The sequence below is a fragment of the Vibrio sp. 10N.222.54.A3 genome, assembly GCF_041474095.1.
In the GTDB taxonomy this organism is placed as follows: domain Bacteria; phylum Pseudomonadota; class Gammaproteobacteria; order Enterobacterales; family Vibrionaceae; genus Vibrio; species Vibrio crassostreae_C.
Genome location: NZ_JBFRTN010000039.1, coordinates 23,603 through 45,578 on the forward strand (window position 1 = coordinate 23,603; position 21,976 = coordinate 45,578).

The following is a 21,976-nucleotide window of genomic DNA, read 5'->3' on the forward strand; positions in this document are numbered from 1 at the left end:
TGTATTAAGAAGAAAGGGTACGAATCAAGTTCGAATAATCTTCTTTAATGTCGTGGCTCTCTTCACGCAGCTGAGCAATCTTACGACAAGCATGCAGTACCGTCGTGTGGTCACGACCACCGAATGCATCGCCAATCTCAGGCAAGCTGTGGTTTGTTAGCTCTTTCGCCAGTGCCATCGCCAATTGACGTGGACGAGCAACAGAACGAGAACGACGCTTAGACAATAGATCAGCGACTTTGATTTTGTAGTACTCGGCTACTGTCTTTTGAATGTTATCAATAGTGACCAGTTTTTCTTGCAGTGCAAGTAGGTCACGCAGTGCTTCACGCACGAAGTCGATCGTGATCGGGCGGCCAGTGAAGTTTGCATTCGCAATAACACGGTTCAATGCGCCTTCCAGTTCACGAACGTTAGAGCGTAGACGCTTGGCAATAAAGAACGCCACTTCATCCGCAAGGTGAATTTGGTGGTCTTCGGCTTTCTTCATCAAGATCGCAACACGTGTCTCAAGCTCTGGTGGCTCAATCGCTACCGTCAAACCCCAGCCGAAACGAGATTTAAGACGATCTTCTACCCCGTTGATCTCTTTTGGATAACGGTCAGACGTTAGGATGATCTGTTGATTGCCTTCAAGCAGCGCGTTAAAGGTATGGAAGAACTCTTCTTGAGAACGCTCTTTATTAGCAAAGAATTGGATGTCATCGATAAGCAATGCATCAACACTACGGTAGTAGCGCTTAAATTCTTCGATCGCGTTGTTTTGCAGAGCCTTTACCATATCCTGAACAAAACGCTCTGAGTGCATGTAAACCACTTTCGCATTCGGCTTATTATCAACAATGGCGTTACCCACCGCATGCAACAAGTGCGTTTTACCTAAACCAGTGCCGCCGTATAGGAACAACGGGTTGTAGGCTGTACCTGGGTTATCAGAAACCTGACGTGCCGCAGCCAAACCGAGTTGGTTCGACTTACCTTCAACAAAGTTATTGAACTTATGTTTTGGGTTCACGTTTGAGCGGTGATTCAAGTCAACCGCGACAGGCTCTTCATCACGCCAGATATTATGGACAGGTTTGCGAGCTTGTAATTGCGCAGGTGCTGATGACTCAGCGGCCACATCAGCTGCAGTGCGAGTCTGAGTTGGTGTCGGTGTCGCAGGCTTTGGTGCAATCACACGCTTGCTTCCCACTTCAAAATGAAGATGTGGGATATCGTTACCGCAATATTCTTGCAGCAGACGGTTAATGCTATTTAGATACTTATCACGAACCCAATCGAGTACGAAACGGTTCGGTGCAAATAGAGTTAGAGTATTGTCATTGAGTTCCGCTTGTAACGGACGAACCCACATACTGAATTCTGTAGCTGGTAACTCTTCTTGAAGCTGTTGCAAACACTGCAACCAAAGCGAAGATGACACGGTGCCCTCACTCTATTTAAAGTAATATGAAATGACCGCTAATTTTACCTGTTGATAAGTCAGATCACCAGCAATTGATCACAGATCCAGTGAATAAGATCCAAGTTATTCACAATAAATTTGTAATTTATCGGTGGATCCACACATCTTGCCCCTAATTTACTCACACAATGATCCACTTATGCCCGGATCCTTGCTAGTTATCCCCAAATCGGGAATTCAATCTGGTTATGGTTAATAACATCTGGTTATTTATTCTAGTGAGCATTTTCCCAGTAACATCCAAACCCATAAATATAAGGAGTTACCAAATGAATAACTGGATTAAGGCTGCAATTGCGGCTATCGCACTCTCTGCTGCTACTGTTCAAGCTGCGACTGAAGTTAAAGTCGGCATGTCTGGTCGCTATTTCCCGTTTACGTTCGTTAAACAAGACCAGCTACAGGGTTTTGAAGTGGATTTATGGGATGAGATCGGTAAGCGTAACGATTACAAGGTTGAATACGTAACGGCAAACTTCTCTGGTCTGTTTGGTCTTCTTGAAACGGGTCGCATCGATACCATTTCAAACCAAATTACAATGACGGATGCACGTAAAGCGAAATACCTATTCGCAGACCCATACGTAGTAGACGGCGCACAAATTACCGTTCGTAAAGGTAATGACAGCATTAAAGGCATCGAAGACCTTGATGGCAAGACGGTTGCGGTAAACCTAGGCTCAAACTTTGAACAACTGCTTCGCAGCTACGACAAAGATGGCAAGATCAATGTAAAAACCTACGATACAGGTATTGAACATGACGTGGCACTGGGTCGTGCCGATGCATTCGTAATGGATCGCCTATCAGCACTAGAGCTTATCAAGAAGACTGGTCTACCATTACAACTAGCAGGTCAGCCATTCGAAACAATTGAAAACGCTTGGCCTTTCGTCGACAACGATAACGGCAAAAAACTGCAAGCAGAAGTAAATGAAGCATTAGCAGCAATGCGCGCAGATGGTACGCTAGAAAGTATCTCTCAGAAATGGTTTGGTGCGGACATTACTCAGAAGTAATTACTCACTTTCTCCATTCAAGGCCCACTGCTTTATACAGCGGTGGGCTTTTTGCTTTTGTGCACTGATTAAAAAACCTGATACAACAGTACTTACATATAGAACAACACTGCCAATAAAAATACGAGATAGATTATGGGATTTGACTTTAATTACATGCTAGAGCTGTTGCCGATACTGTTAAAGTATCTCGGCACCACCATGGAGATGGCGATTTGGGGCTTGTTCTTTGCTCTGATCCTGTCTCTGATACTGGCGAATATTCGTGTATTCAAAATCTCAGTGCTCGACCAACTGAGCCAGCTGTACATTAGCTTCTTCCGAGGCACACCACTGTTGGTGCAGCTGTTCCTCCTTTATTACGGCTTACCACAAGTCTTCCCGTGGATGGTTGGGTTGGATGCCTTCAGCGCCGCTGTGATTGGCTTAACCCTGCACTTTGCCGCGTATATGGCAGAAAGTATTCGTGCCGCGATTATCGGTATTGATCGCAGCCAGATGGAAGCCAGCCTTTCGGTCGGTATGACAACCAGCCAAGCGATGCGCCGAGTGATCTTACCGCAAGCAACTCGCGTGGCACTGCCGTCGTTGATGAACTACTTCATCGATATGATCAAGTCGACTTCACTTGCCTTCACCCTAGGTGTCGCCGAAATCATGGCTAAAGCTCAGATGGAGGCTTCTTCAAGTTTCCGCTTCTTCGAGGCTTTCTTAGCAGTCGCACTGATTTACTGGGGCGTGGTGGTTATCCTCACTCGTATTCAAATTTGGGCCGAAGTGAAACTGAATAAGGCGTATGTACGATGATCAAATTACAAAGTATCCACAAGCAGTTTGGTGACACCGAAGTTTTGAAAGGGATCGACCTAGAAATCAAACAAGGTGAGATAATTGTCATCATAGGTTCAAGTGGTACGGGTAAATCTACCCTACTGCGTTGTGTGAATTTTCTAGAGCAAGCCGATCAAGGCACGATTTCGATTGATGATATCAAGGTTGATACTCAGAAACACACTAAGGCAGAGGTGCTTGCACTGCGTCGTAAGACCGGTTTTGTGTTCCAAAACTATGCACTGTTCGCTCACCAAACCGCGAGACAGAATATTGCTGAAGGTTTAATTACCGTTCGTGGTTGGAAAAAACAGCAAGCCCATGAAAAAGCACAACAAATACTTGATGATATTGGCTTAGGTGACAAAGGTGATAGCTACCCAGCCGCGCTCTCTGGTGGCCAGCAACAACGGGTGGGTATTGGCCGTGCAATGGCACTACAACCCGAGCTTTTACTGTTTGATGAGCCGACTTCAGCGCTCGATCCTGAGTGGGTTGGCGAAGTGCTTAACCTAATGAAAAAACTGGCAAATCAGCATCAAACCATGCTGGTGGTTACCCATGAAATGCAGTTCGCGAGAGAGGTCGCAGACCGAGTGATCTTCATGGCTGACGGTCATATTATCGAGCAGGGATCTCCACAGGATATTTTTGGTAATCCACAGGATCCTAAATTAAAAAAATTCTTAAATAAGGTTGGGATCGACTAAGGATCCTTGTGATTTTAGTTATTCTACGTATAATCCCCCGACCGGAATTTTAGTTAACCCAATCATTGACACTTTTTGTGACAGTGATTACAATTCCGCCTCTTTGTTGAGAGGCGTCGGTTTTCCTTTCTTATATAAAGAAGAGAAAAAATGCCCACGCCGGGTTTAACAAAAACCTAAAACTACTGATCAGTAAGGTAATTACAATGAAACGCACTTTTCAACCTACAGTTCTAAAGCGTAAGCGTACTCACGGTTTCCGTGCTCGCATGGCTACTAAGAACGGTCGCGCAACAATCAATGCACGTCGTGCAAAAGGCCGTAAGCGTCTTTCTAAGTAATCTTTGATTATTTTGAATAAGCTAGCCTTCGGTCGGGAGTTACGCTTGTTAACTCCCGAACATTATCAAAATGTCTTCAAGCAAGCTCATCGAGCTGGCTCCCCTCATTTCACCATCATTGCCCGAAATAACTCTCTTTCAAATCCTCGTCTTGGATTAGCCGTTCCGAAAAAGCAGATTAAAACCGCCGTGGGTCGTAACCGATTCAAGCGTCTTACTCGTGAAAGCTTTCGTAACACTCAACACAAACTTCCTAACAAAGATTTTGTTGTAATCGCTAAGAAGAGCGCGCAAGATTTAAGCAATGAAGAAATGTTCAAGCTACTCGACAAATTATGGCTTCGCCTGTCTCGCCCTTCGCGTGGATAGCGCTAATACCCATCTATTTTTATAGATGGTTTATTAGTCCACTCATCGGCCCACGCTGCCGATTTACTCCAACCTGCTCTTTATATGCGATAGAAGCGTTGAAAGCTCACGGTTTTGTAAAAGGGTGTTGGTTATCAGGCAAACGTCTATTAAAATGCCATCCTTTGAACGAAGGGGGCTTTGACCCCGTTCCACCAGTCCAAAAACAAGACAGAGATAAATAACGATGGATTCTCAACGTAATATCCTGTTAATCGCATTGGCTTTGGTTTCTTTCCTACTGTTCCAACAATGGAACGTAGCTCAGAATCCAGCACCACAAGCGGTTGAGCAGGCACAATCTGGCAGCACCCTACCAGCGCCATCTTATGCAGATGATCTAGACCCGGCTCCTGGTCAAGTTGCTTCTTCTGCTAAAACTATCACAGTAACAACTGATGTACTGACTCTGTCAATTGATACGGTTGGTGGTGATGTCGTTAAAGCAAACCTAAACGATTACTCTGCTGAGTTCGATTCTGAAGATACGTTTGTTCTTCTTAAAAACGAACCAGGTCACCAATTTATCGCACAAAGCGGTCTAGTGGGTCCTCAAGGTATCGATTTAAGCAGCACAAACCGCCCAAGCTACACAGTTTCAGCAGACAGCTTCACGCTTGCTGATGGTCAGGATGAACTACGCATCCCGATGACTTACCAAGCGAACGGCCTTGATTACACGAAAACATTCATCCTTAAGCGTGGCAGCTACGCAATGGATGTTGAATACGATGTAGTCAACAACTCTGGTAACAACGCGACATTCGGCATGTACGCTCACCTGCGTCAGAACGTAATGGATGACGGCGGTAGCCTAACAATGCCAACTTACCGTGGTGGTGCTTACTCTACGGAAGATACGCGTTACAAAAAATACAGCTTCGACGACATGCAAGATCGCAACCTGTCTCTTAACCTAGCAAACGGTCAAGGTTGGGCAGCGATGATTCAGCACTACTTTGCAAGTGCATGGATCCCACGCGACGAAGCAGGCAGCAACCTTTACACTCGTGTAATTGGTAACCTTGGCGACATCGGTGTTCGCATGCCGAACAAAACCATCGCTACTGGCGACGAAGCAAACTTCAAAGCAACGCTTTGGGTTGGTCCTAAACTTCAAGACCAAATGGCTGCTGTTGCACCTAACCTAGACCTAGTAGTTGACTACGGTTGGTTATGGTTCATTGCTAAACCACTTCATACTCTGCTTTCGTTCATTCAAGGCATCGTTGTGAACTGGGGTCTGGCAATCATCTGTCTAACTTTCATCGTTCGTGGTGCTATGTACCCACTAACGAAAGCTCAGTACACGTCTATGGCGAAAATGCGTATGCTTCAGCCTAAGCTGACTGCAATGCGTGAGCGTATCGGCGACGACCGTCAACGCATGAGCCAAGAAATGATGGAGCTTTACAAGAAAGAGAAAGTAAACCCACTAGGTGGCTGTTTACCTATCCTTCTGCAAATGCCTATCTTCATTTCGCTATACTGGGCACTAATGGAGTCTGTTGAACTGCGTCACTCACCGTTCTTCGGTTGGATTACTGACCTTTCAGCACAAGACCCATACTACATCTTGCCACTTCTGATGGGTGCTTCAATGTTCCTAATCCAGAAGATGAGCCCGACAACTGTAACGGATCCAATGCAGCAGAAGATCATGACCTTTATGCCGGTTATGTTCACATTCTTCTTCCTGTTCTTCCCTTCAGGTCTGGTTCTATACTGGCTAGTATCGAACATCGTAACTCTGATTCAGCAAACGCTTATCTACCGCGCGCTGGAAAAGAAAGGCTTACATTCTAAGTAAGTTCGATAATAGAAAGAGACAAAGAAAGGCGACCAAAAGGTCGCCTTTTTGTTTTTAGCTGATTACAATTCAGCTAATTGATTAATCGTGAGCGCCCCTTTTTGGCTTTCACATGCTAGCAGGCACAACTATGACTACAGATACGATTGTTGCTCAAGCGACTGCACCCGGCCGTGGCGGCGTCGGTATTATTCGCGTTTCAGGCCCACAAGCAGCCCAAGTTGCGCTTGAAGTTACCGGCAAAGTACTGAAACCACGTTACGCTGAGTACACCCCTTTTAAATCTCACGATGGTTTAGAGCTAGACCAAGGCATCGCGCTTTACTTTCCTAACCCGCACTCGTTTACCGGTGAAGACGTTTTAGAGCTGCAAGGCCACGGTGGTCCTGTGGTAATGGATATGCTCATCAAGCGCATCCTCGCTATTCCAGGGCTACGCGCAGCACGCCCAGGTGAGTTCTCGGAGCGTGCCTTCTTGAACGACAAGATGGATTTAACCCAAGCAGAAGCGATTGCTGACCTCATTGATGCCAGTTCAGAAGAAGCGGCGAAATCAGCTCTGCAATCGTTGCAAGGTGAGTTCTCGAAACGCATTAATACGCTGGTGGACTCTCTGATTCACTTACGCATCTATGTTGAAGCCGCTATCGACTTCCCAGAAGAAGAGATTGATTTCCTTGCTGACGGTAAAGTAAGTGCTGACTTACAAGCTATCATCGACAACCTCGAAGCGGTTCGCCAAGAAGCCAATCAAGGTGCCATCATGCGTGAAGGTATGAAGGTGGTGATTGCAGGTCGTCCTAATGCCGGTAAGTCGAGCTTACTGAATGCATTATCGGGTAAAGACTCCGCGATTGTGACTGATATTGCAGGTACAACCCGTGATGTACTTCGTGAACATATCCATATTGATGGTATGCCACTGCACATTATTGATACCGCAGGCCTGCGTGAAGCCTCGGATGAAGTCGAAAAAATCGGTATTGAACGCGCTTGGGAAGAAATTGCTCAAGCCGATCGCGTTTTATTTATGGTCGATGGCACCACTACCGATGCAACCGACCCGAAAGATATCTGGCCAGATTTCGTTGATCGTCTGCCGAATAACATCGGAATGACCGTGATTCGTAACAAAGCCGATCAAACCGGTGAAGATCTCGGGATTTGCCATGTTAATGATCCAACTCTGATTCGACTATCAGCAAAGACGGGACAAGGCGTTGATGCACTACGTAATCACTTAAAAGATTGCATGGGCTTTGCTGGTGGCAATGAAGGTGGCTTCATGGCACGTCGTCGCCACTTAGATGCCCTAGAACGCGCATCTGAGCATCTAGATATTGGCCAGCAACAGCTCGAAGGCTATATGGCAGGGGAAATCTTGGCAGAAGAACTGCGTATAACGCAGCAACACCTTAACGAGATTACTGGTGAATTCAGTTCCGATGACCTACTCGGCCGTATCTTCACCTCTTTCTGTATTGGTAAATAACCTTTAAAGGCCGGCTCATGCTGGCCTTTTTCTTTAGTAAGGACAGCTTAATGATCCACATTATTACAGGCAGCACCTTAGGTGGTGCAGAGTACGTTGGCGATCACCTTAATGATCTTCTTGAAGAGCAAGGCCACGAGATCACCCTTCATAATCAGCCTGAATTCGATGATATTCCCCAACAAGGCTTTTGGTTGCTGGTGACTTCAACTCATGGTGCGGGTGAATTTCCAGATAATATTAAGCCGTTTATCGACGCATTGACCCAGCAATCTCCAGATTTAAGCCCGGTTCGCTTTGCTGTCGTGGCGCTTGGTGATTCGAGTTACGATACCTTCTGTTTGGCGGGAAAATCAGTCCACAGCCAGATGAAAGAGCTCGGTGCTCAGCCTATTTCTGACTGTTTTACCATCGATGTATTGGAAACTCCGGTACCAGAAGACGCAGCAGAAGCTTGGTTCAACGATCATAGCGACCAGTTTTAACCTCTCTCCTCTCTCAAAAAGCGGCTTATGCCGCTTTTTTTGTCTCTGAACATCGTGATTGTGAATAACTTTTTTTCAAAAACATCGAAAATTAGCGATCTATTTTCAATTTCTGCTGTGGATAAGATCATACATATACGGTGATTAACCTATAGTTATCCAAATAACAAGTTTTAGGCTAATTTCCTCCTGTGAATAAGTAGCCATTTTGATCCCAGCTAATCCTCATCCTGATCAAAGTTAGATCACATCATTTGATCCAAAAAAGATCCATGATCTCGTTGATCATTTCCGACTTATCCACAGATACCCTCGATCCTAATAATAGATCTAATAAAAGATCTCCTTAAAGATCTTATCTATATTAATTAAAAACAGCTTTTTCGAAAAATCCCAAAAACGTTTTCTCAGGCTATGAAAACAGGTAGAATATCGCTCCTTTTTATCAATCTAGAAAACGTTTGAATACCTGAGGTCGGTTCATGCTTTATCACGAAAAATTTGACGTCATCGTTGTTGGTGGTGGCCATGCAGGAACGGAAGCCGCACTCGCATCTGCACGTACTGGTCAAAGTACGTTATTACTTACTCATAATATCGATACACTAGGACAAATGTCTTGTAACCCAGCCATTGGCGGGATCGGTAAGGGCCACTTGGTAAAAGAGGTCGATGCAATGGGTGGATTAATGGCGCAAGCTATTGATCATGCAGGTATTCAGTTCAGAACATTGAACGCATCAAAAGGCCCTGCGGTTCGTGCTACTCGTGCACAAGCTGACCGCGCACTGTACAAAGCCTTTGTTCGTAACGTTCTTGAAAACACGCCAAACCTGACTTTGTTCCAACAGTCGGTTGATGACTTGATCGTTGAACAGGATCAAGTGGTAGGTGTGGTAACGCAGATGGGCCTTAAGTTCCGCGCAAGCGCTGTGGTTCTGACTGTGGGCACATTCCTAGGCGGCAAGATCCATATTGGTATGGAAAGTTCTTCAGGTGGCCGTGCTGGTGATCCACCATCGATCGCACTGGCTGACCGTCTTCGTGATCTTCCATTCCGAGTTGATCGCCTGAAAACAGGTACTCCTCCTCGTATCGATGCGCGTAGCGTTGATTTTTCTGAGCTTGAGGTTCAGCACGGTGATAACCCGACGCCTGTTTTCTCGTTCATGGGCAGCCGAGCTCAACAACCTCGTCAAATTCCATGTTACATCACGCATACCAATGAAAATACGCATGACGTAATTCGTGCCAACCTTGATCGCAGCCCTATGTACGCGGGTGTGATTGAAGGCATTGGCCCTCGTTACTGCCCTTCGATTGAAGACAAAGTAATGCGTTTTGCTGACAAGAACAGTCACCAAATTTTTATTGAGCCAGAAGGTCTAACGACTCACGAGCTATACCCGAATGGTATCTCTACCAGTCTGCCGTTTGATGTACAGGTTCAAATTGTTCGTTCGATGAAGGGCTTTGAAAATGCTCATATCGTTCGCCCTGGCTATGCGATTGAGTACGATTTCTTTGATCCTCGCGACCTTAAGCTGACTTACGAAACTAAGTTTATCAAAGGTCTATTCTTTGCGGGTCAAATCAACGGTACCACTGGCTATGAAGAAGCGGCTGCACAAGGCTTGATGGCCGGTCTGAATGCAAGTTTGTTTACTCAAGGCAAAGAAGGCTGGAGTCCACGTCGTGACCAAGCTTACATGGGCGTGCTTATCGACGACCTATCTACCATGGGTACCAAAGAACCTTACCGCATGTTTACGTCTCGCGCGGAATACCGTCTGCTGCTTCGTGAAGACAACGCCGATATCCGCTTGACTGAAAAGTCGCGTGAACTTGGCCTTGTTGATGACGCTCGTTGGGCTCGTTTCAACGAGAAGATGGAAAACATGGAGAAGGAGCGTCAACGTCTGAAAGAGACTTGGATTAATCCAAAATCTGAAGATATTGATCAACTGAACCAAATTCTGAAAACACCAATGTCTCGTGAAGCGAGCGGTGAAGATCTTCTTCGTCGCCCTGAAATGACTTATTCACAGTTAACCGCATTGGATCGTTTTGGTCCTGCACTGGAAGATCAACAAGCGTCTGAGCAAGTTGAGATCCAAGTGAAGTACGATGGTTACATTCAGCGTCAACAAGACGAAATTGAAAAATCACTGCGTCATGAAAACACCAAACTGCCTGCTGATATCGATTACAGCAAGGTAAAAGGACTTTCTAACGAAGTGGTTCTTAAACTAACGACAGCTAAGCCTGACTCAATTGGTATTGCTTCGCGAATTTCAGGTATCACACCTGCAGCAATCTCAATTCTGTTGGTTTACTTGAAAAAACACGGCCTGTTGAAAAAAGGTGAGGAAGCATAATGAGCGCTTTACGCGAAAAACTGGATCACCTTATTGGCCAGACTGAACTTGAAGTATCTGAAAAACAACGTGGCCAGTTGGTTGGCTACGTTGAGTTACTGAACAAGTGGAACAAAGCTTATAACCTAACATCAGTTCGTGACCCACAAGAAATGATGGTGAAACATATCTTAGATAGCATCATTGTTAGCACTCACTTACAAGGTAAGCGCTTTATCGATGTGGGTACGGGACCTGGTCTTCCTGGGATTCCGCTCTCAATCATGAATCCAGACTGCGAGTTTTACTTGCTAGACAGCCTAGGTAAGCGTATTCGTTTTATCAAACAGGTGATTCATGAGCTGGGTATCGACAACGTGGTACCGGTTCAAAGTCGCGTTGAAGAATTTCAACCAGAAGAAAAGTTTGATGCAGTGCTCAGTCGTGCATTTGCGTCAATGACAGACATGGTAGAGTGGTGTCACCATTTACCTAAAGAGCAATCCGGTGTATTTTTGGCTCTTAAGGGACAACATCCTAGAGACGAAATCGACCTGTTACCTGAATGGTGTTCAGTGACAGACATTAAAGCTTTGCAAGTGCCAGAGCTTGATGGAGAGCGTCATCTAGTTACTTTATCGCGTCAGGGATAATCAGCGAGGCCATAGTGGGTAGAATCGTAGCAATTGCCAACCAGAAGGGTGGCGTAGGAAAAACAACAACTTGCATTAATTTAGCAGCATCAATGGCGGCAACAAAACGCAAGATATTGGTTGTTGACCTCGATCCTCAAGGTAATGCCACTATGGCGAGCGGTGTCGACAAGTATCAAGTTGAAGCAACAGCTTACGATTTGTTGGTTGAAGACACCCCATTTGATGAGGTGGTTTGCCGGAGTACATCTGGCAATTATGACCTCATCGCCGCGAACGGTGATGTTACTGCGGCAGAAATCAAGCTGATGGAAGTGTTTGCTCGTGAAGTTCGTTTAAAAAACGCACTCGAACCCATTCGCAATAACTATGATTTCATCTTTATTGATTGCCCGCCCTCATTAAACCTTCTTACAATCAACGCGATGGCTGCGGCCGACTCCGTATTGGTTCCTATGCAATGTGAATACTTTGCTTTGGAAGGTTTGACTGCATTGATGGATACCATCAGTAAGCTAGCGGCTGTTGTAAACGAGAACCTGAAGATCGAAGGTCTTCTGCGTACTATGTACGATCCTCGCAACCGCTTATCGAACGAAGTATCTGATCAACTCAAAAAACACTTTGGTAGCAAAGTCTACCGAACTGTGATCCCTAGAAATGTGCGTCTGGCAGAAGCCCCGAGTCACGGCAAGCCAGCTATGTACTACGACAAATATTCCGCAGGAGCTAAGGCTTACCTTGCTCTTGCTGGCGAAATGTTGCGTCGTGAAGAAGTCCCAGTATAGGTCCAACCAAAGGAATTCGCTCAATGTCTAAGCGTGGTTTAGGAAAAGGGCTAGATGCATTGCTTGCAACTAGCTCATTGGCTCGTGAAAAACAGCAAGTTGCTTCTCATAGTCAGGCGTTGTCGGCTGATGGTGAGCTTATTGAACTGGCTGTTGGTTGCTTGAAGCCTGGTGTATATCAACCGCGTAAGGATATTGCGCCTGAAGCGCTAGAAGAGCTGGCAGCATCAATTCAATCTCAAGGCATTATCCAACCGATCGTAGTTCGCCCATTGGCGCACGACCAGTTTGAGATTATTGCAGGTGAACGTCGTTGGAGAGCGGCTCGTCAAGCTGGTCTTAAACAAGTTCCATGCTTGATCAAGAGAGTAGAAGACAAGGCCGCGATTGCGATGGCATTGATCGAGAACATTCAACGTGAAGATCTGAATGTTATCGAAGAATCACAAGCGCTAGAGCGCTTGCAGAACGAGTTTTCACTGACACATCAGCAGGTCGCCGATGTGATTGGTAAATCCAGAGCTACCGTTAGTAACTTATTACGTCTAAATCAGCTCGAAAATGAAGTAAAAGGTTTAGTTTCCAGTAAACAACTAGAAATGGGGCATGCTAGAGCACTGCTTGCGCTTGAAGGTGTTACCCAGGTTGAGGCAGCGAATACTGCAGCAACCAAAAAAATGACCGTGCGTCAAACTGAGCAACTTGTCAAAAAGTGCTTAAAACCAGACGTTGAAGCGGAATCGAAGCCCGAAGACACTGAGGCCATCGAACTTTCACGAAGACTCACGGAAAAATTGCAAGCAAACGTTTCAGTTACTCGTTCTGTTAGCGGTAAGTCAAAAGTGACAATTACTCTTGATGAGCCTCACAAATTAGAGCAACTTATTGCTAAACTAGAGTACTAAATGAGATAATTGATTTAGGTCAATTATGTAATAAACAAGTAATTTCTTACAAAAGTTGTCGGTTTGTATACAGAAATGTAAATGATTGCTGCATTATTATTGCAATCAATTTGGCTGAACGTATAATTTTCGCCAATTTCTCAGCACGCTTTTAAGCGAGTGGTAAAGTGGGCTTAAAGAGGAACGAATACATGGTAGCGGCGTTAGCAAGACCAGGACGAGTGCTTGCAAAGCAAATGTTATTGATCGAGCTTAGCGCGGTTATATTAGTGGCGATAGGGTTAGGTTTAGCTGTTAATCCTGATTGGGGTTTTGCTGCATTGGTTGGTGGCGGTATTTTTGTCATCGCGAATGTGGTTTTTTGTGTGTGTGCTTTCCTATTTTGTGGAGCTCGCGCAACTAAGTTAGTTGCGGCGTCGTTCTATGCAGGTGAAGCACTAAAGATCCTTATCACAGTTCTACTATTCTCTATTGTCTACATGTATATGCAGGTGGAATTAATTCCCCTCAAACTGACCTATTTACTGGTTCTAGGTATTAATATCTTTGCGCCAGTGCTTTTCATTAACAATAAAAAATAGGATGAGTTATGGCTGCGCCAACAGCATCCGGATACATTGAGCACCACTTACAAAACCTTTCTTTAGCTAAGTTTGGTCTTGTAGAGGAGACAAGTTTCTGGAACGTACATATAGACAGTCTGTTTTTTTCGGTGTTGACAGGGATGTTATTCCTTTGGGTTTTTCGCTCAGTCGCTAAGAAAGCAACAGTAGGTGTACCTGGTAAGCTTCAGTGTTTTGTTGAAATGGTAGTTGAATTCGTTGATGGCAACGTTAAAGACACTTTCCATGGCCGCAACCCTCTGATTGCTCCATTAGCACTGACTATATTCTGCTGGATTATTTTAATGAACTTGATGGACTTAGTGCCTATCGATTTCTTACCATATCCTGCGGAGCATTGGCTAGGTATCCCTTATTTGAAAGTGGTTCCTTCAGCTGATGTTAATATAACCATGTCAATGGCCTTAGGTGTTTTTGCTCTGATGATCTACTACAGCATCAAAGTAAAAGGCTTAGGTGGATTCGCCAAAGAACTTGCTTTACATCCATTTAATCACCCAATCATGATCCCGTTTAACCTACTGATTGAAGTGGTATCGCTACTCGCGAAGCCTCTATCACTTGGTATGCGTCTATTCGGTAACATGTTCGCAGGTGAGGTTGTATTCATTCTTTGTGCGGCAATGCTACCGTGGTATTTACAATGGGTAGGCTCTCTACCTTGGGCTATCTTCCATATCTTGGTTATTTTGATTCAAGCATTTGTTTTCATGATGTTAACAATTGTTTATTTATCAATGGCCCATGAAGATGGCGATCACTAAAAATTTTTAAGTTTTATTCTAACTATTAATGTTAATCGGAGAACGTAAATGGAAACTGTACTAAGTTTTTCAGCAATCGCTGTTGCTATTATTGTTGGTCTTTGTGCCGTAGGTACTGCAATTGGTTTTGCTATTCTTGGTGGTAAATTCCTAGAAGGCGCTGCGCGTCAACCTGAAATGGCTCCAATGCTACAAGTTAAGATGTTCATCATCGCTGGTCTACTGGATGCTGTTCCAATGATCGGTATCGTAATCGCACTACTATTCACGTTTGCTAACCCATTTGTTGGTCAACTAGCAGGCTAATTAACTGTTAATTAGTTAATTAAATTTTTGTAGTTGATTCTTAACGAGGGGTAGCTGTTGTGAATATGAACGCAACTCTGTTAGGTCAAGCAATTGCTTTTTCTATGTTTGTTTGGTTCTGCATGAAATATGTATGGCCACCAATCATGCAAGCAATTGAAGAGCGTCAGAAAAAAATTGCTGACGGTCTTGTAGCCGCTGAACGCGCTGCTAAAGACTTGAACCTGGCACAAGCCAACGCTTCTGAGCAAATGAAAGAAGCAAAGCGCACTGCAACTGAGGTTATTGATCAGGCAAACAAACGTAAAGCTCAAATTATTGATGAAGCACGCGAAGAAGCTCAGGCAGAACGCCAGAAAATCTTAGCGCAAGCGGAAGCAGAAATTGAAGCAGAGCGTACACGTGCCCGTGATGACCTGCGCAAACAAGTCGCAACTCTGGCTATAGCTGGTGCTGAGAAAATCCTTGAGCGTACAATCGATAAAGATGTACACGATGATCTTCTTAACAACATTACTGCAAAACTTTAAAGCAAGGGGCTGTATATGTCTGATTTGACTACAATCGCACGCCCCTATGCTAAAGCAGCGTTTGACTTTGCGGTAGATAAAGGTGAGCTAGACCAATGGGGTCAAATGCTTACTTTTGCTGCCGAAGTGGCACAAAATGATGATGTTCACAATTTATTAAGCGGTTCTATGACTGCTGAAAAATTAGCTGAAGTATTCATTGTAATTTGTGGCGAACAATTTGATGAATTCGGCCAGAACTTAATTAAAGTGATGGCAGAGAATGGCCGCTTAATGGCTTTTCCTGATGTTTGTAAAGAGTTCTTTATACTCAAAAAAGAGTATGAGAAAGAGATCGACGTTGAAGTTACTTCAGCTGTTGAACTTTCTGAAGAACAACGCACAAGCATTATCAGCAAATTGGAACTGCGCCTTGCGCGCAAAGTTCAGCTGAATTGCAGTATAGATGAGACTCTACTTAGTGGAGTTATTATTCGAGCCGGAGACCTAGTCATCGATAACTCAGCGCGCAGTCGTTTAGACCGCCTGAGCGATGCATTGCAGTCTTAATGGGGATTGGAGCATGCAACTTAATTCCACTGAAATTAGCGATCTAATTAAACAACGTATTGAATCTTTCGACGTTGTTAGTGAAGCTCGCAATGAAGGTACTATCGTTTCGGTAAGCGATGGCATCCTTAGCATTCACGGCCTAGCGGACGTGATGCAAGGTGAAATGATTGAACTACCGGGTGGCCGTTACGCGCTAGCACTTAACTTGAACCGTGATTCGGTTGGTGCTGTTGTAATGGGCCCATATGCTGACCTACAGGAAGGCATGAAAGTTACAGGTACGGGTCGTATTCTCGAAGTACCAGTAGGTCCTGAAATGCTTGGTCGTGTGGTAAACACGCTAGGTGAGCCAATTGATGGTAAAGGTCCTATTGATGCGAAATTGACTTCGCCTGTAGAAATTATCGCACCAGGTGTAATCGACCGTAAATCGGTAGATCAACCTGTTCAAACTGGTTACAAGTCAGTTGACTCAATGATCCCTATCGGTCGTGGTCAGCGTGAACTTATTATCGGTGACCGTCAGACTGGTAAAACAGCGATGGCGATCGATGCGATTATTAACCAAAAAAATTCTGGTATTTTCTCTATCTACGTTGCAATCGGCCAAAAAGCGTCGACTATCGCTAACGTAGTTCGCAAACTAGAAGAGCACGGCGCACTAGCAAACACTGTTGTTGTTGTTGCATCGGCTTCTGAATCTGCAGCGCTGCAATACCTTGCACCGTATGCTGGTTGTGCGATGGGTGAATACTTCCGTGATCGCGGTGAAGATGCACTGATTGTTTATGATGATCTATCTAAGCAAGCTGTCGCTTACCGTCAGATCTCACTACTGCTTAAGCGTCCACCAGGTCGTGAAGCGTTCCCTGGTGATGTTTTCTACCTTCACTCTCGTCTACTAGAGCGTGCTGCTCGTGTAAGCGAACACTACGTAGAAGAATTCACTAAAGGCGAAGTGAAAGGCAAGACGGGTTCTTTAACTGCTCTTCCTATCATCGAAACGCAAGCTGGTGACGTATCTGCATTCGTACCGACGAACGTAATCTCGATTACCGATGGTCAGATCTTCCTACAAACTGAGCTATTCAACGCGGGCGTACGTCCAGCTGTTGACCCTGGTATCTCAGTTTCTCGTGTAGGTGGTTCGGCGCAGACTAAAATCATCAAGAAGCTATCTGGCGGTATCCGTACTGCTCTAGCTCAATACCGTGAACTTGCAGCATTTGCTCAGTTCTCTTCGGATCTTGATGAAGCGACTAAGAAGCAGCTAGACCACGGTCAAAAAGTTACAGAACTGATGAAGCAGAAGCAATACGCTCCTATGTCTGTATTTGACCAAGCTCTAGTAATCTTCGCTGCAGAGCGTGGATACCTTCAAGACGTTGAACTTTCTAAAGTTCTAGACTTTGAAGCTGCTTTACTGTCGTTTGCTCGTGGTCAATATGCCGATCTAGCAACACAGATCGACACAACGGGTGCTTTCAATAAAGAAATCGAAGCTGAGCTGAAGAAGCTTGTTGACGATTTCAAGGCAACCCAGACCTGGTAATTGGTAGGTGGTCTTAGGGCCACCTCATACCATTAACGGAGAGTAACGATGGCCGGCGCAAAAGAGATACGTAATAAAATCGGTAGTGTTAAAAGCACACAGAAGATTACGAAAGCAATGGAAATGGTAGCAGCTTCAAAAATGCGTCGTTCTCAAGACGCAATGGAAGCTACTCGTCCATATGCAGAAACAATGCGTAAAGTGATCGGTCATTTGGCTAATGGTAGCCTCGAGTATAAGCATCCTTATCTTGAGGAACGTGAAGCCAAACGTGTTGGTTACATCATCGTTTCTACAGACCGTGGTCTTTGTGGTGGTTTGAACATTAACTTGTTCAAAAAAGCCATGAACGACATGAAAGATTGGTCTGAGAAAGGTGCTGACGTTGAACTTGCAATTGTAGGTTCAAAAGCGACAGCATTTTTCAACAACAGCGGCGCGAAAGTAGCAGCTCAAGTTTCTGGTCTGGGCGATCGTCCAAGCCTTGAAGACTTGATTGGCTCTGTAAGCGTTATGCTGAAGAAATATGATGAAGGCGAATTAGATCGCCTGTTCGTAGTGTTCAACAAGTTTGAAAACACTATGGTTCAAGAACCAACGATCGATCAATTACTTCCTTTGCCTAAATCAGACAGCGAAGAAATGAAACGCAGTCATTCTTGGGACTACATTTATGAGCCCGAGCCAAAACCACTACTAGATGCACTATTGGTTCGCTATGTCGAATCTCAAGTGTACCAAGGTGTGGTTGAGAACCTTGCTTGTGAGCAAGCGGCTCGAATGATTGCAATGAAATCAGCAACAGATAACGCTGGTGACATTATTGATGACTTAGAACTTGTGTATAACAAAGCGCGTCAAGCGGCGATTACACAAGAACTTTCTGAGATCGTTTCAGGCGCAGCTGCGGTTTAAGCTTAGGTAAAACTAAATAGTTAGAGGATTAACGATGGCTACAGGTAAGATCGTACAGATCATCGGTGCGGTAGTCGACGTAGAGTTCCCACAGGGTGAAGTACCTCGTGTATACGACGCTCTGAATGTTAATGAAGTACAAGAACGTCTAGTTCTTGAAGTTCAGCAACAACTTGGCGGTGGCGTAGTTCGCGCAATCGTAATGGGTAGCTCTGATGGTTTACGTCGTGGTTTGACAGTTGAAAATACTGGCGCTCCAATCTCAGTACCAGTAGGTACTAAGACATTGGGTCGTATCATGAACGTCCTAGGTGACGCGATTGATGAGTGTGGCGAGATTGGTGCTGAAGAGCATTACGCCATTCACCGTGAAGCTCCAAGCTACGAAGAGCAGTCTAACGAGACAGCTCTTCTAGAAACTGGTGTTAAAGTAATCGACTTGATTTGTCCATTCGCTAAGGGTGGTAAAATCGGTCTATTCGGTGGTGCTGGTGTAGGTAAGACCGTTAACATGATGGAACTTATCAACAACATCGCACTTCAACACTCAGGCCTATCTGTATTTGCAGGTGTAGGTGAGCGTACTCGTGAAGGTAACGATTTCTACTTTGAGATGCAGGAAGCAGGTGTTGTAAACATCGAAAAACCTGAAGAATCAAAAGTAGCGATGGTTTACGGTCAGATGAACGAGCCACCAGGTAACCGTCTACGTGTTGCACTGACTGGTCTAACAATGGCAGAGCGCTTCCGTGACGAAGGTCGTGACGTTCTACTGTTCGTTGATAACATCTACCGTTACACACTAGCAGGTACTGAAGTATCAGCACTTCTAGGTCGTATGCCTTCTGCGGTAGGTTACCAACCTACACTAGCTGAAGAAATGGGTGTTCTACAAGAGCGTATCACGTCAACTAAATCTGGTTCTATCACGTCTGTACAGGCGGTATACGTACCAGCGGATGACTTGACTGACCCGTCTCCAGCAACAACGTTCGCTCACTTGGATGCAACGGTTGTACTTAACCGTAACATCGCATCTATGGGTCTATACCCAGCGATCGACCCGCTAGATTCTACTTCACGTCAACTGGATCCATTGGTAGTTGGACAAGAGCACTACGACATCGCTCGTGGCGTTCAGTCTACTCTTCAGCGCTATAAAGAGCTGAAAGATATCATTGCTATCCTAGGTATGGACGAGCTATCTGAAGAAGATAAGCAAGTTGTATCTCGTGCTCGTAAGATTGAGAAGTTCCTAACTCAGCCTTACCACGTAGCGGAAGTATTTACAGGTGACCCAGGCGTTTACGTACCTCTTAAAGAGACTCTACGTGGCTTCCAAGGTCTTCTATCTGGTGAATACGATGACATTCCAGAGCAAGCGTTCATGTACTGTGGTGCAATTGACGAAGCTATCGAGAATGCTAAGAAGCTATAAGGCTAACTAGGAGGCGATATGGCAGCAATAACCTTTCACCTAGACGTTGTAAGTGCAGAGAAACAAATTTTCTCAGGCCTTGTTGAGACGTTTCAGGTGACCGGTAGTGAGGGTGAGCTTGGTATTTTCCATGGTCATACTCCACTGCTGACCGCTATCAAGCCTGGTATGGTGCGTATTGTTAAGCAGCACGGCCACGAAGAAATCATTTATGTTTCTGGTGGTATGGTAGAAGTTCAGCCTGGTACAGCGACTGTACTGGCTGATACAGCTATCCGTGGTGAAGAGCTAGACGCAGCAAAGGCGGAAGAAGCTAAACGCAAGGCTGTGGAGAATATCCAAAATCAGCATGGCGACATAGACTTCGCACAAGCGGCCGGTGAACTGGCTAAAGCCATTGCTCAGTTACGAGTTATCGAACTGACAAAACAGCGTCGTTAATCTTTTTAAGATTATAGACTCTGAGATAAAGGCGACCTAAGGGTCGCCTTTTTGCATTTTTAGATTCTCAAAAATGCTTCTTTTACGTATCACTACTGGTTAAATGGTTATTGCGATTTAATTTTTTGGCCAAAAACGGTTACAATATCGGCTTAATAAAAATAACGTTGGATAGGTTTACAATGAAGTTTAGCGCGGTAATTCTCGCGGCGGGCAAAGGCACTCGCATGTATTCAAACACACCAAAGGTTCTGCACACACTTGCGGGTAAGCCAATGGTGAAGCATGTTATCGATACATGTAATGGTCTAGGCGCTCAAAACATCAACCTGGTTTACGGCCACGGTGGTGATCAGATGAAGGCTACTCTAGCTGAAGAATCTGTAAACTGGGCACTGCAAGCTGAGCAGCTCGGCACAGGCCACGCTGTGGATCAAGCATCTGCACATTTCGCTGATGATGAAAAAGTATTGGTGCTATATGGTGATGTTCCACTGATCTCACCTGAAACCATTGAAAACCTATTAGACGCTCAACCAAACGGTGGCATCGCGCTACTTACTGTCGTGTTAGACAACCCAATGGGCTACGGACGTATTATTCGTCGTAATGGTCCTGTTGTGGCTATCGTTGAACAGAAAGATGCAACGGATGAGCAGAAGCTTATCAAAGAGATCAACACTGGCGTTATGGTGGCGACTGGTGGCGATCTGAAGCGCTGGTTGTCTGGCCTAAGTAACGACAACGCACAGGGTGAATACTACCTGACTGACGTTATCGCAGCGGCTCACGACGAAGGTCGTGCAGTTGAAGCGGTACACCCAGTAAGCCCAATTGAAGTGGAAGGCGTAAACGACCGCTCTCAACTGGCTCGTCTAGAGCGCGCTTACCAAGCTGAGCAAGCCGACAAGTTATTGAAGCAAGGCGTAATGCTGCGCGACCCAAGCCGCTTTGATCTACGTGGTGAGCTGCAGTGCGGTATGGACGTTGAGATTGACACTAACGTTATCATCGAAGGCAGCGTAAGCATTGGCGACAACGTGATTATCGGCACTGGTTGTGTATTGAAAGACTGCGAGATTGATGACAACACCATCGTTCGCCCATACAGCGTGATCGAAGGTGCAACGGTCGGTGAAGACTGTACGGTTGGTCCTTTCACTCGTCTACGTCCTGGTGCTGATATGCGTAATAACTCGCACGTTGGTAACTTTGTCGAAGTGAAGAACACTCGCCTTGGTGAAGGTTCTAAAGCGAACCACTTAACGTATCTAGGCGATGCTGAAATTGGTCAGCGCGTAAACGTGGGTGCGGGTGCAATTACTTGTAACTACGATGGTGCGAATAAGTTCAAGACCATCATTGGCGACGACGTATTCGTTGGTTCAGATAGTCAATTAATAGCGCCTGTTACGATTGGTAATGGTGCTACCGTTGGTGCTGGTTCTACAGTAACGCGCGATGTTTCTGAAAATGAGCTGGTTATCAGCCGTGCGAAAGAACGTAAGATTGCAGATTGGCAGCGTCCGACTAAGAAAAAGTAGTCTCTTAACAAATAAGATGATTTAAATGAAAGTCAGTAGTACCG

At 45.2% G+C, this 21,976-nt stretch carries 24 protein-coding genes; 23 read left to right on the top strand and 1 reads right to left on the bottom strand.

The genetic code is table 11. The features are described from left to right. Window positions 1-4: 4 nt before the first annotated feature. Window positions 5-1,426 carry a chromosomal replication initiator protein DnaA gene (dnaA, locus tag AB4507_RS09350; protein WP_017058808.1) on the bottom strand — a complete coding sequence of 474 codons (1,422 nt, stop codon included), beginning with the start codon at window positions 1,424-1,426 and terminating at the stop codon, window positions 5-7. A 311-nt stretch (window positions 1,427-1,737) separates the two neighbouring features. On the opposite strand from dnaA, the gene AB4507_RS09355 reads away from it, so the two are divergent. The 23 genes from AB4507_RS09355 (at window position 1,738) to glmU (ending at window position 21,932) form a co-directional block, all read left to right on the top strand. Next, complete coding sequence (locus AB4507_RS09355; RefSeq protein ID WP_009848135.1) at window positions 1,738-2,487, top strand: amino acid ABC transporter substrate-binding protein; 750 nt, start codon at window positions 1,738-1,740, stop codon at window positions 2,485-2,487. Between the two features lie 135 nt (window positions 2,488-2,622). After that, window positions 2,623-3,294, top strand: coding sequence for an amino acid ABC transporter permease (locus AB4507_RS09360; RefSeq protein WP_372182573.1), 672 nt, complete (start codon window positions 2,623-2,625; stop codon window positions 3,292-3,294). Beyond that, complete coding sequence (locus AB4507_RS09365; RefSeq protein ID WP_017063027.1) at window positions 3,291-4,028, top strand: amino acid ABC transporter ATP-binding protein; 738 nt, start codon at window positions 3,291-3,293, stop codon at window positions 4,026-4,028. The genes AB4507_RS09360 and AB4507_RS09365 overlap by 4 nt, the downstream gene beginning before the upstream one ends. Window positions 4,029-4,234: 206 nt before the next feature. Further along, window positions 4,235-4,369 carry a 50S ribosomal protein L34 gene (gene rpmH / locus AB4507_RS09370; RefSeq protein WP_004735800.1) on the top strand — a complete coding sequence of 45 codons (135 nt, stop codon included), beginning with the start codon at window positions 4,235-4,237 and terminating at the stop codon, window positions 4,367-4,369. A gap of 45 nt (window positions 4,370-4,414) precedes the next feature. Then, complete coding sequence (rnpA, locus tag AB4507_RS09375; protein ID WP_017055478.1) at window positions 4,415-4,738, top strand: ribonuclease P protein component; 324 nt, start codon at window positions 4,415-4,417, stop codon at window positions 4,736-4,738. Then, the gene (yidD, locus tag AB4507_RS09380) at window positions 4,705-4,962 is read left to right on the top strand and encodes a membrane protein insertion efficiency factor YidD (RefSeq protein ID WP_004735802.1); all 258 of its coding nucleotides are present in this window, start codon (window positions 4,705-4,707) and stop codon (window positions 4,960-4,962) included. The genes rnpA and yidD overlap by 34 nt, the downstream gene beginning before the upstream one ends. A 2-nt stretch (window positions 4,963-4,964) precedes the next feature. Next, a complete protein-coding gene (gene yidC, locus AB4507_RS09385) occupies window positions 4,965-6,587 on the top strand; it encodes a membrane protein insertase YidC (protein ID WP_017058806.1) in 1,623 nt (540 codons plus the stop codon). 130 nt (window positions 6,588-6,717) lie between these two features. Then, entirely contained in the window at window positions 6,718-8,079 is a 1,362-nt protein-coding gene (gene mnmE / locus AB4507_RS09390) for a tRNA uridine-5-carboxymethylaminomethyl(34) synthesis GTPase MnmE (RefSeq protein ID WP_029235098.1), read from the top strand. 50 nt (window positions 8,080-8,129) lie between these two features. Beyond that, window positions 8,130-8,564 carry an FMN-binding protein MioC gene (gene mioC / locus AB4507_RS09395; protein WP_017058804.1) on the top strand — a complete coding sequence of 145 codons (435 nt, stop codon included), beginning with the start codon at window positions 8,130-8,132 and terminating at the stop codon, window positions 8,562-8,564. A 482-nt stretch (window positions 8,565-9,046) separates the two neighbouring features. Then, window positions 9,047-10,942 (top strand): tRNA uridine-5-carboxymethylaminomethyl(34) synthesis enzyme MnmG, encoded by a 1,896-nt coding sequence (mnmG, locus tag AB4507_RS09400; RefSeq protein ID WP_017058802.1) that lies wholly within the window; start codon window positions 9,047-9,049, stop codon window positions 10,940-10,942. Next, a complete protein-coding gene (gene rsmG, locus AB4507_RS09405) occupies window positions 10,942-11,574 on the top strand; it encodes a 16S rRNA (guanine(527)-N(7))-methyltransferase RsmG (protein ID WP_017058801.1) in 633 nt (210 codons plus the stop codon). Before mnmG ends, rsmG begins: the two co-directional genes overlap by 1 nt. 14 nt (window positions 11,575-11,588) lie before the next feature. Beyond that, window positions 11,589-12,362, top strand: a complete 774-nt coding sequence (locus tag AB4507_RS09410; RefSeq protein ID WP_029235097.1) for a ParA family protein — start codon at window positions 11,589-11,591, stop codon at window positions 12,360-12,362. Between the two features lie 23 nt (window positions 12,363-12,385). Continuing rightward, window positions 12,386-13,267, top strand: a complete 882-nt coding sequence (locus tag AB4507_RS09415; RefSeq protein WP_017063024.1) for a ParB/RepB/Spo0J family partition protein — start codon at window positions 12,386-12,388, stop codon at window positions 13,265-13,267. Between the two features lie 191 nt (window positions 13,268-13,458). Continuing rightward, the gene (locus AB4507_RS09420) at window positions 13,459-13,848 is read left to right on the top strand and encodes a F0F1 ATP synthase subunit I (RefSeq protein ID WP_010433210.1); all 390 of its coding nucleotides are present in this window, start codon (window positions 13,459-13,461) and stop codon (window positions 13,846-13,848) included. 8 nt (window positions 13,849-13,856) lie between these two features. Beyond that, entirely contained in the window at window positions 13,857-14,654 is a 798-nt protein-coding gene (atpB, locus tag AB4507_RS09425; RefSeq protein WP_017058797.1) for a F0F1 ATP synthase subunit A, read from the top strand. 48 nt (window positions 14,655-14,702) lie between these two features. After that, a complete protein-coding gene (gene atpE / locus AB4507_RS09430; protein WP_004411110.1) occupies window positions 14,703-14,960 on the top strand; it encodes a F0F1 ATP synthase subunit C in 258 nt (85 codons plus the stop codon). A gap of 59 nt (window positions 14,961-15,019) precedes the next feature. Further along, entirely contained in the window at window positions 15,020-15,490 is a 471-nt protein-coding gene (atpF, locus tag AB4507_RS09435) for a F0F1 ATP synthase subunit B (RefSeq protein WP_136977451.1), read from the top strand. 15 nt (window positions 15,491-15,505) lie between these two features. Then, window positions 15,506-16,039: a F0F1 ATP synthase subunit delta gene (atpH, locus tag AB4507_RS09440; protein ID WP_010433233.1), complete on the top strand. Its 534-nt coding sequence runs from the start codon at window positions 15,506-15,508 to the stop codon at window positions 16,037-16,039. A 13-nt stretch (window positions 16,040-16,052) separates the two neighbouring features. Beyond that, the gene (gene atpA, locus AB4507_RS09445; protein WP_102321083.1) at window positions 16,053-17,594 is read left to right on the top strand and encodes a F0F1 ATP synthase subunit alpha; all 1,542 of its coding nucleotides are present in this window, start codon (window positions 16,053-16,055) and stop codon (window positions 17,592-17,594) included. A gap of 48 nt (window positions 17,595-17,642) precedes the next feature. Further along, the gene (atpG, locus tag AB4507_RS09450) at window positions 17,643-18,509 is read left to right on the top strand and encodes a F0F1 ATP synthase subunit gamma (RefSeq protein WP_016794171.1); all 867 of its coding nucleotides are present in this window, start codon (window positions 17,643-17,645) and stop codon (window positions 18,507-18,509) included. Window positions 18,510-18,543: 34 nt separating this feature from the next. Beyond that, complete coding sequence (atpD, locus tag AB4507_RS09455; protein ID WP_048610850.1) at window positions 18,544-19,947, top strand: F0F1 ATP synthase subunit beta; 1,404 nt, start codon at window positions 18,544-18,546, stop codon at window positions 19,945-19,947. An 18-nt stretch (window positions 19,948-19,965) separates the two neighbouring features. Then, entirely contained in the window at window positions 19,966-20,388 is a 423-nt protein-coding gene (locus AB4507_RS09460) for a F0F1 ATP synthase subunit epsilon (RefSeq protein WP_004735742.1), read from the top strand. A gap of 182 nt (window positions 20,389-20,570) precedes the next feature. Further along, window positions 20,571-21,932 carry a bifunctional UDP-N-acetylglucosamine diphosphorylase/glucosamine-1-phosphate N-acetyltransferase GlmU gene (gene glmU / locus AB4507_RS09465; protein ID WP_065676899.1) on the top strand — a complete coding sequence of 454 codons (1,362 nt, stop codon included), beginning with the start codon at window positions 20,571-20,573 and terminating at the stop codon, window positions 21,930-21,932. Window positions 21,933-21,976: the final 44 nt, after the last annotated feature.

Coding starts and splice junctions, on each gene's coding strand:
- AB4507_RS09355 (WP_009848135.1), top strand. CDS start 1,738: ATGAATAACTGGATTAAGGCTGCAATTGCGGCTATCGCACTCTCTGCT.
- yidC (WP_017058806.1), top strand. CDS start 4,965: ATGGATTCTCAACGTAATATCCTGTTAATCGCATTGGCTTTGGTTTCT.
- atpB (WP_017058797.1), top strand. CDS start 13,857: ATGGCTGCGCCAACAGCATCCGGATACATTGAGCACCACTTACAAAAC.
- yidD (WP_004735802.1), top strand. CDS start 4,705: ATGGCTTCGCCTGTCTCGCCCTTCGCGTGGATAGCGCTAATACCCATC.
- mnmE (WP_029235098.1), top strand. CDS start 6,718: ATGACTACAGATACGATTGTTGCTCAAGCGACTGCACCCGGCCGTGGC.
- mioC (WP_017058804.1), top strand. CDS start 8,130: ATGATCCACATTATTACAGGCAGCACCTTAGGTGGTGCAGAGTACGTT.
- AB4507_RS09365 (WP_017063027.1), top strand. CDS start 3,291: ATGATCAAATTACAAAGTATCCACAAGCAGTTTGGTGACACCGAAGTT.
- glmU (WP_065676899.1), top strand. CDS start 20,571: ATGAAGTTTAGCGCGGTAATTCTCGCGGCGGGCAAAGGCACTCGCATG.
- atpH (WP_010433233.1), top strand. CDS start 15,506: ATGTCTGATTTGACTACAATCGCACGCCCCTATGCTAAAGCAGCGTTT.
- atpE (WP_004411110.1), top strand. CDS start 14,703: ATGGAAACTGTACTAAGTTTTTCAGCAATCGCTGTTGCTATTATTGTT.
- AB4507_RS09360 (WP_372182573.1), top strand. CDS start 2,623: ATGGGATTTGACTTTAATTACATGCTAGAGCTGTTGCCGATACTGTTA.
- mnmG (WP_017058802.1), top strand. CDS start 9,047: ATGCTTTATCACGAAAAATTTGACGTCATCGTTGTTGGTGGTGGCCAT.
- AB4507_RS09420 (WP_010433210.1), top strand. CDS start 13,459: ATGGTAGCGGCGTTAGCAAGACCAGGACGAGTGCTTGCAAAGCAAATG.
- atpA (WP_102321083.1), top strand. CDS start 16,053: ATGCAACTTAATTCCACTGAAATTAGCGATCTAATTAAACAACGTATT.
- atpG (WP_016794171.1), top strand. CDS start 17,643: ATGGCCGGCGCAAAAGAGATACGTAATAAAATCGGTAGTGTTAAAAGC.
- rsmG (WP_017058801.1), top strand. CDS start 10,942: ATGAGCGCTTTACGCGAAAAACTGGATCACCTTATTGGCCAGACTGAA.
- rpmH (WP_004735800.1), top strand. CDS start 4,235: ATGAAACGCACTTTTCAACCTACAGTTCTAAAGCGTAAGCGTACTCAC.
- atpD (WP_048610850.1), top strand. CDS start 18,544: ATGGCTACAGGTAAGATCGTACAGATCATCGGTGCGGTAGTCGACGTA.
- AB4507_RS09460 (WP_004735742.1), top strand. CDS start 19,966: ATGGCAGCAATAACCTTTCACCTAGACGTTGTAAGTGCAGAGAAACAA.
- AB4507_RS09415 (WP_017063024.1), top strand. CDS start 12,386: ATGTCTAAGCGTGGTTTAGGAAAAGGGCTAGATGCATTGCTTGCAACT.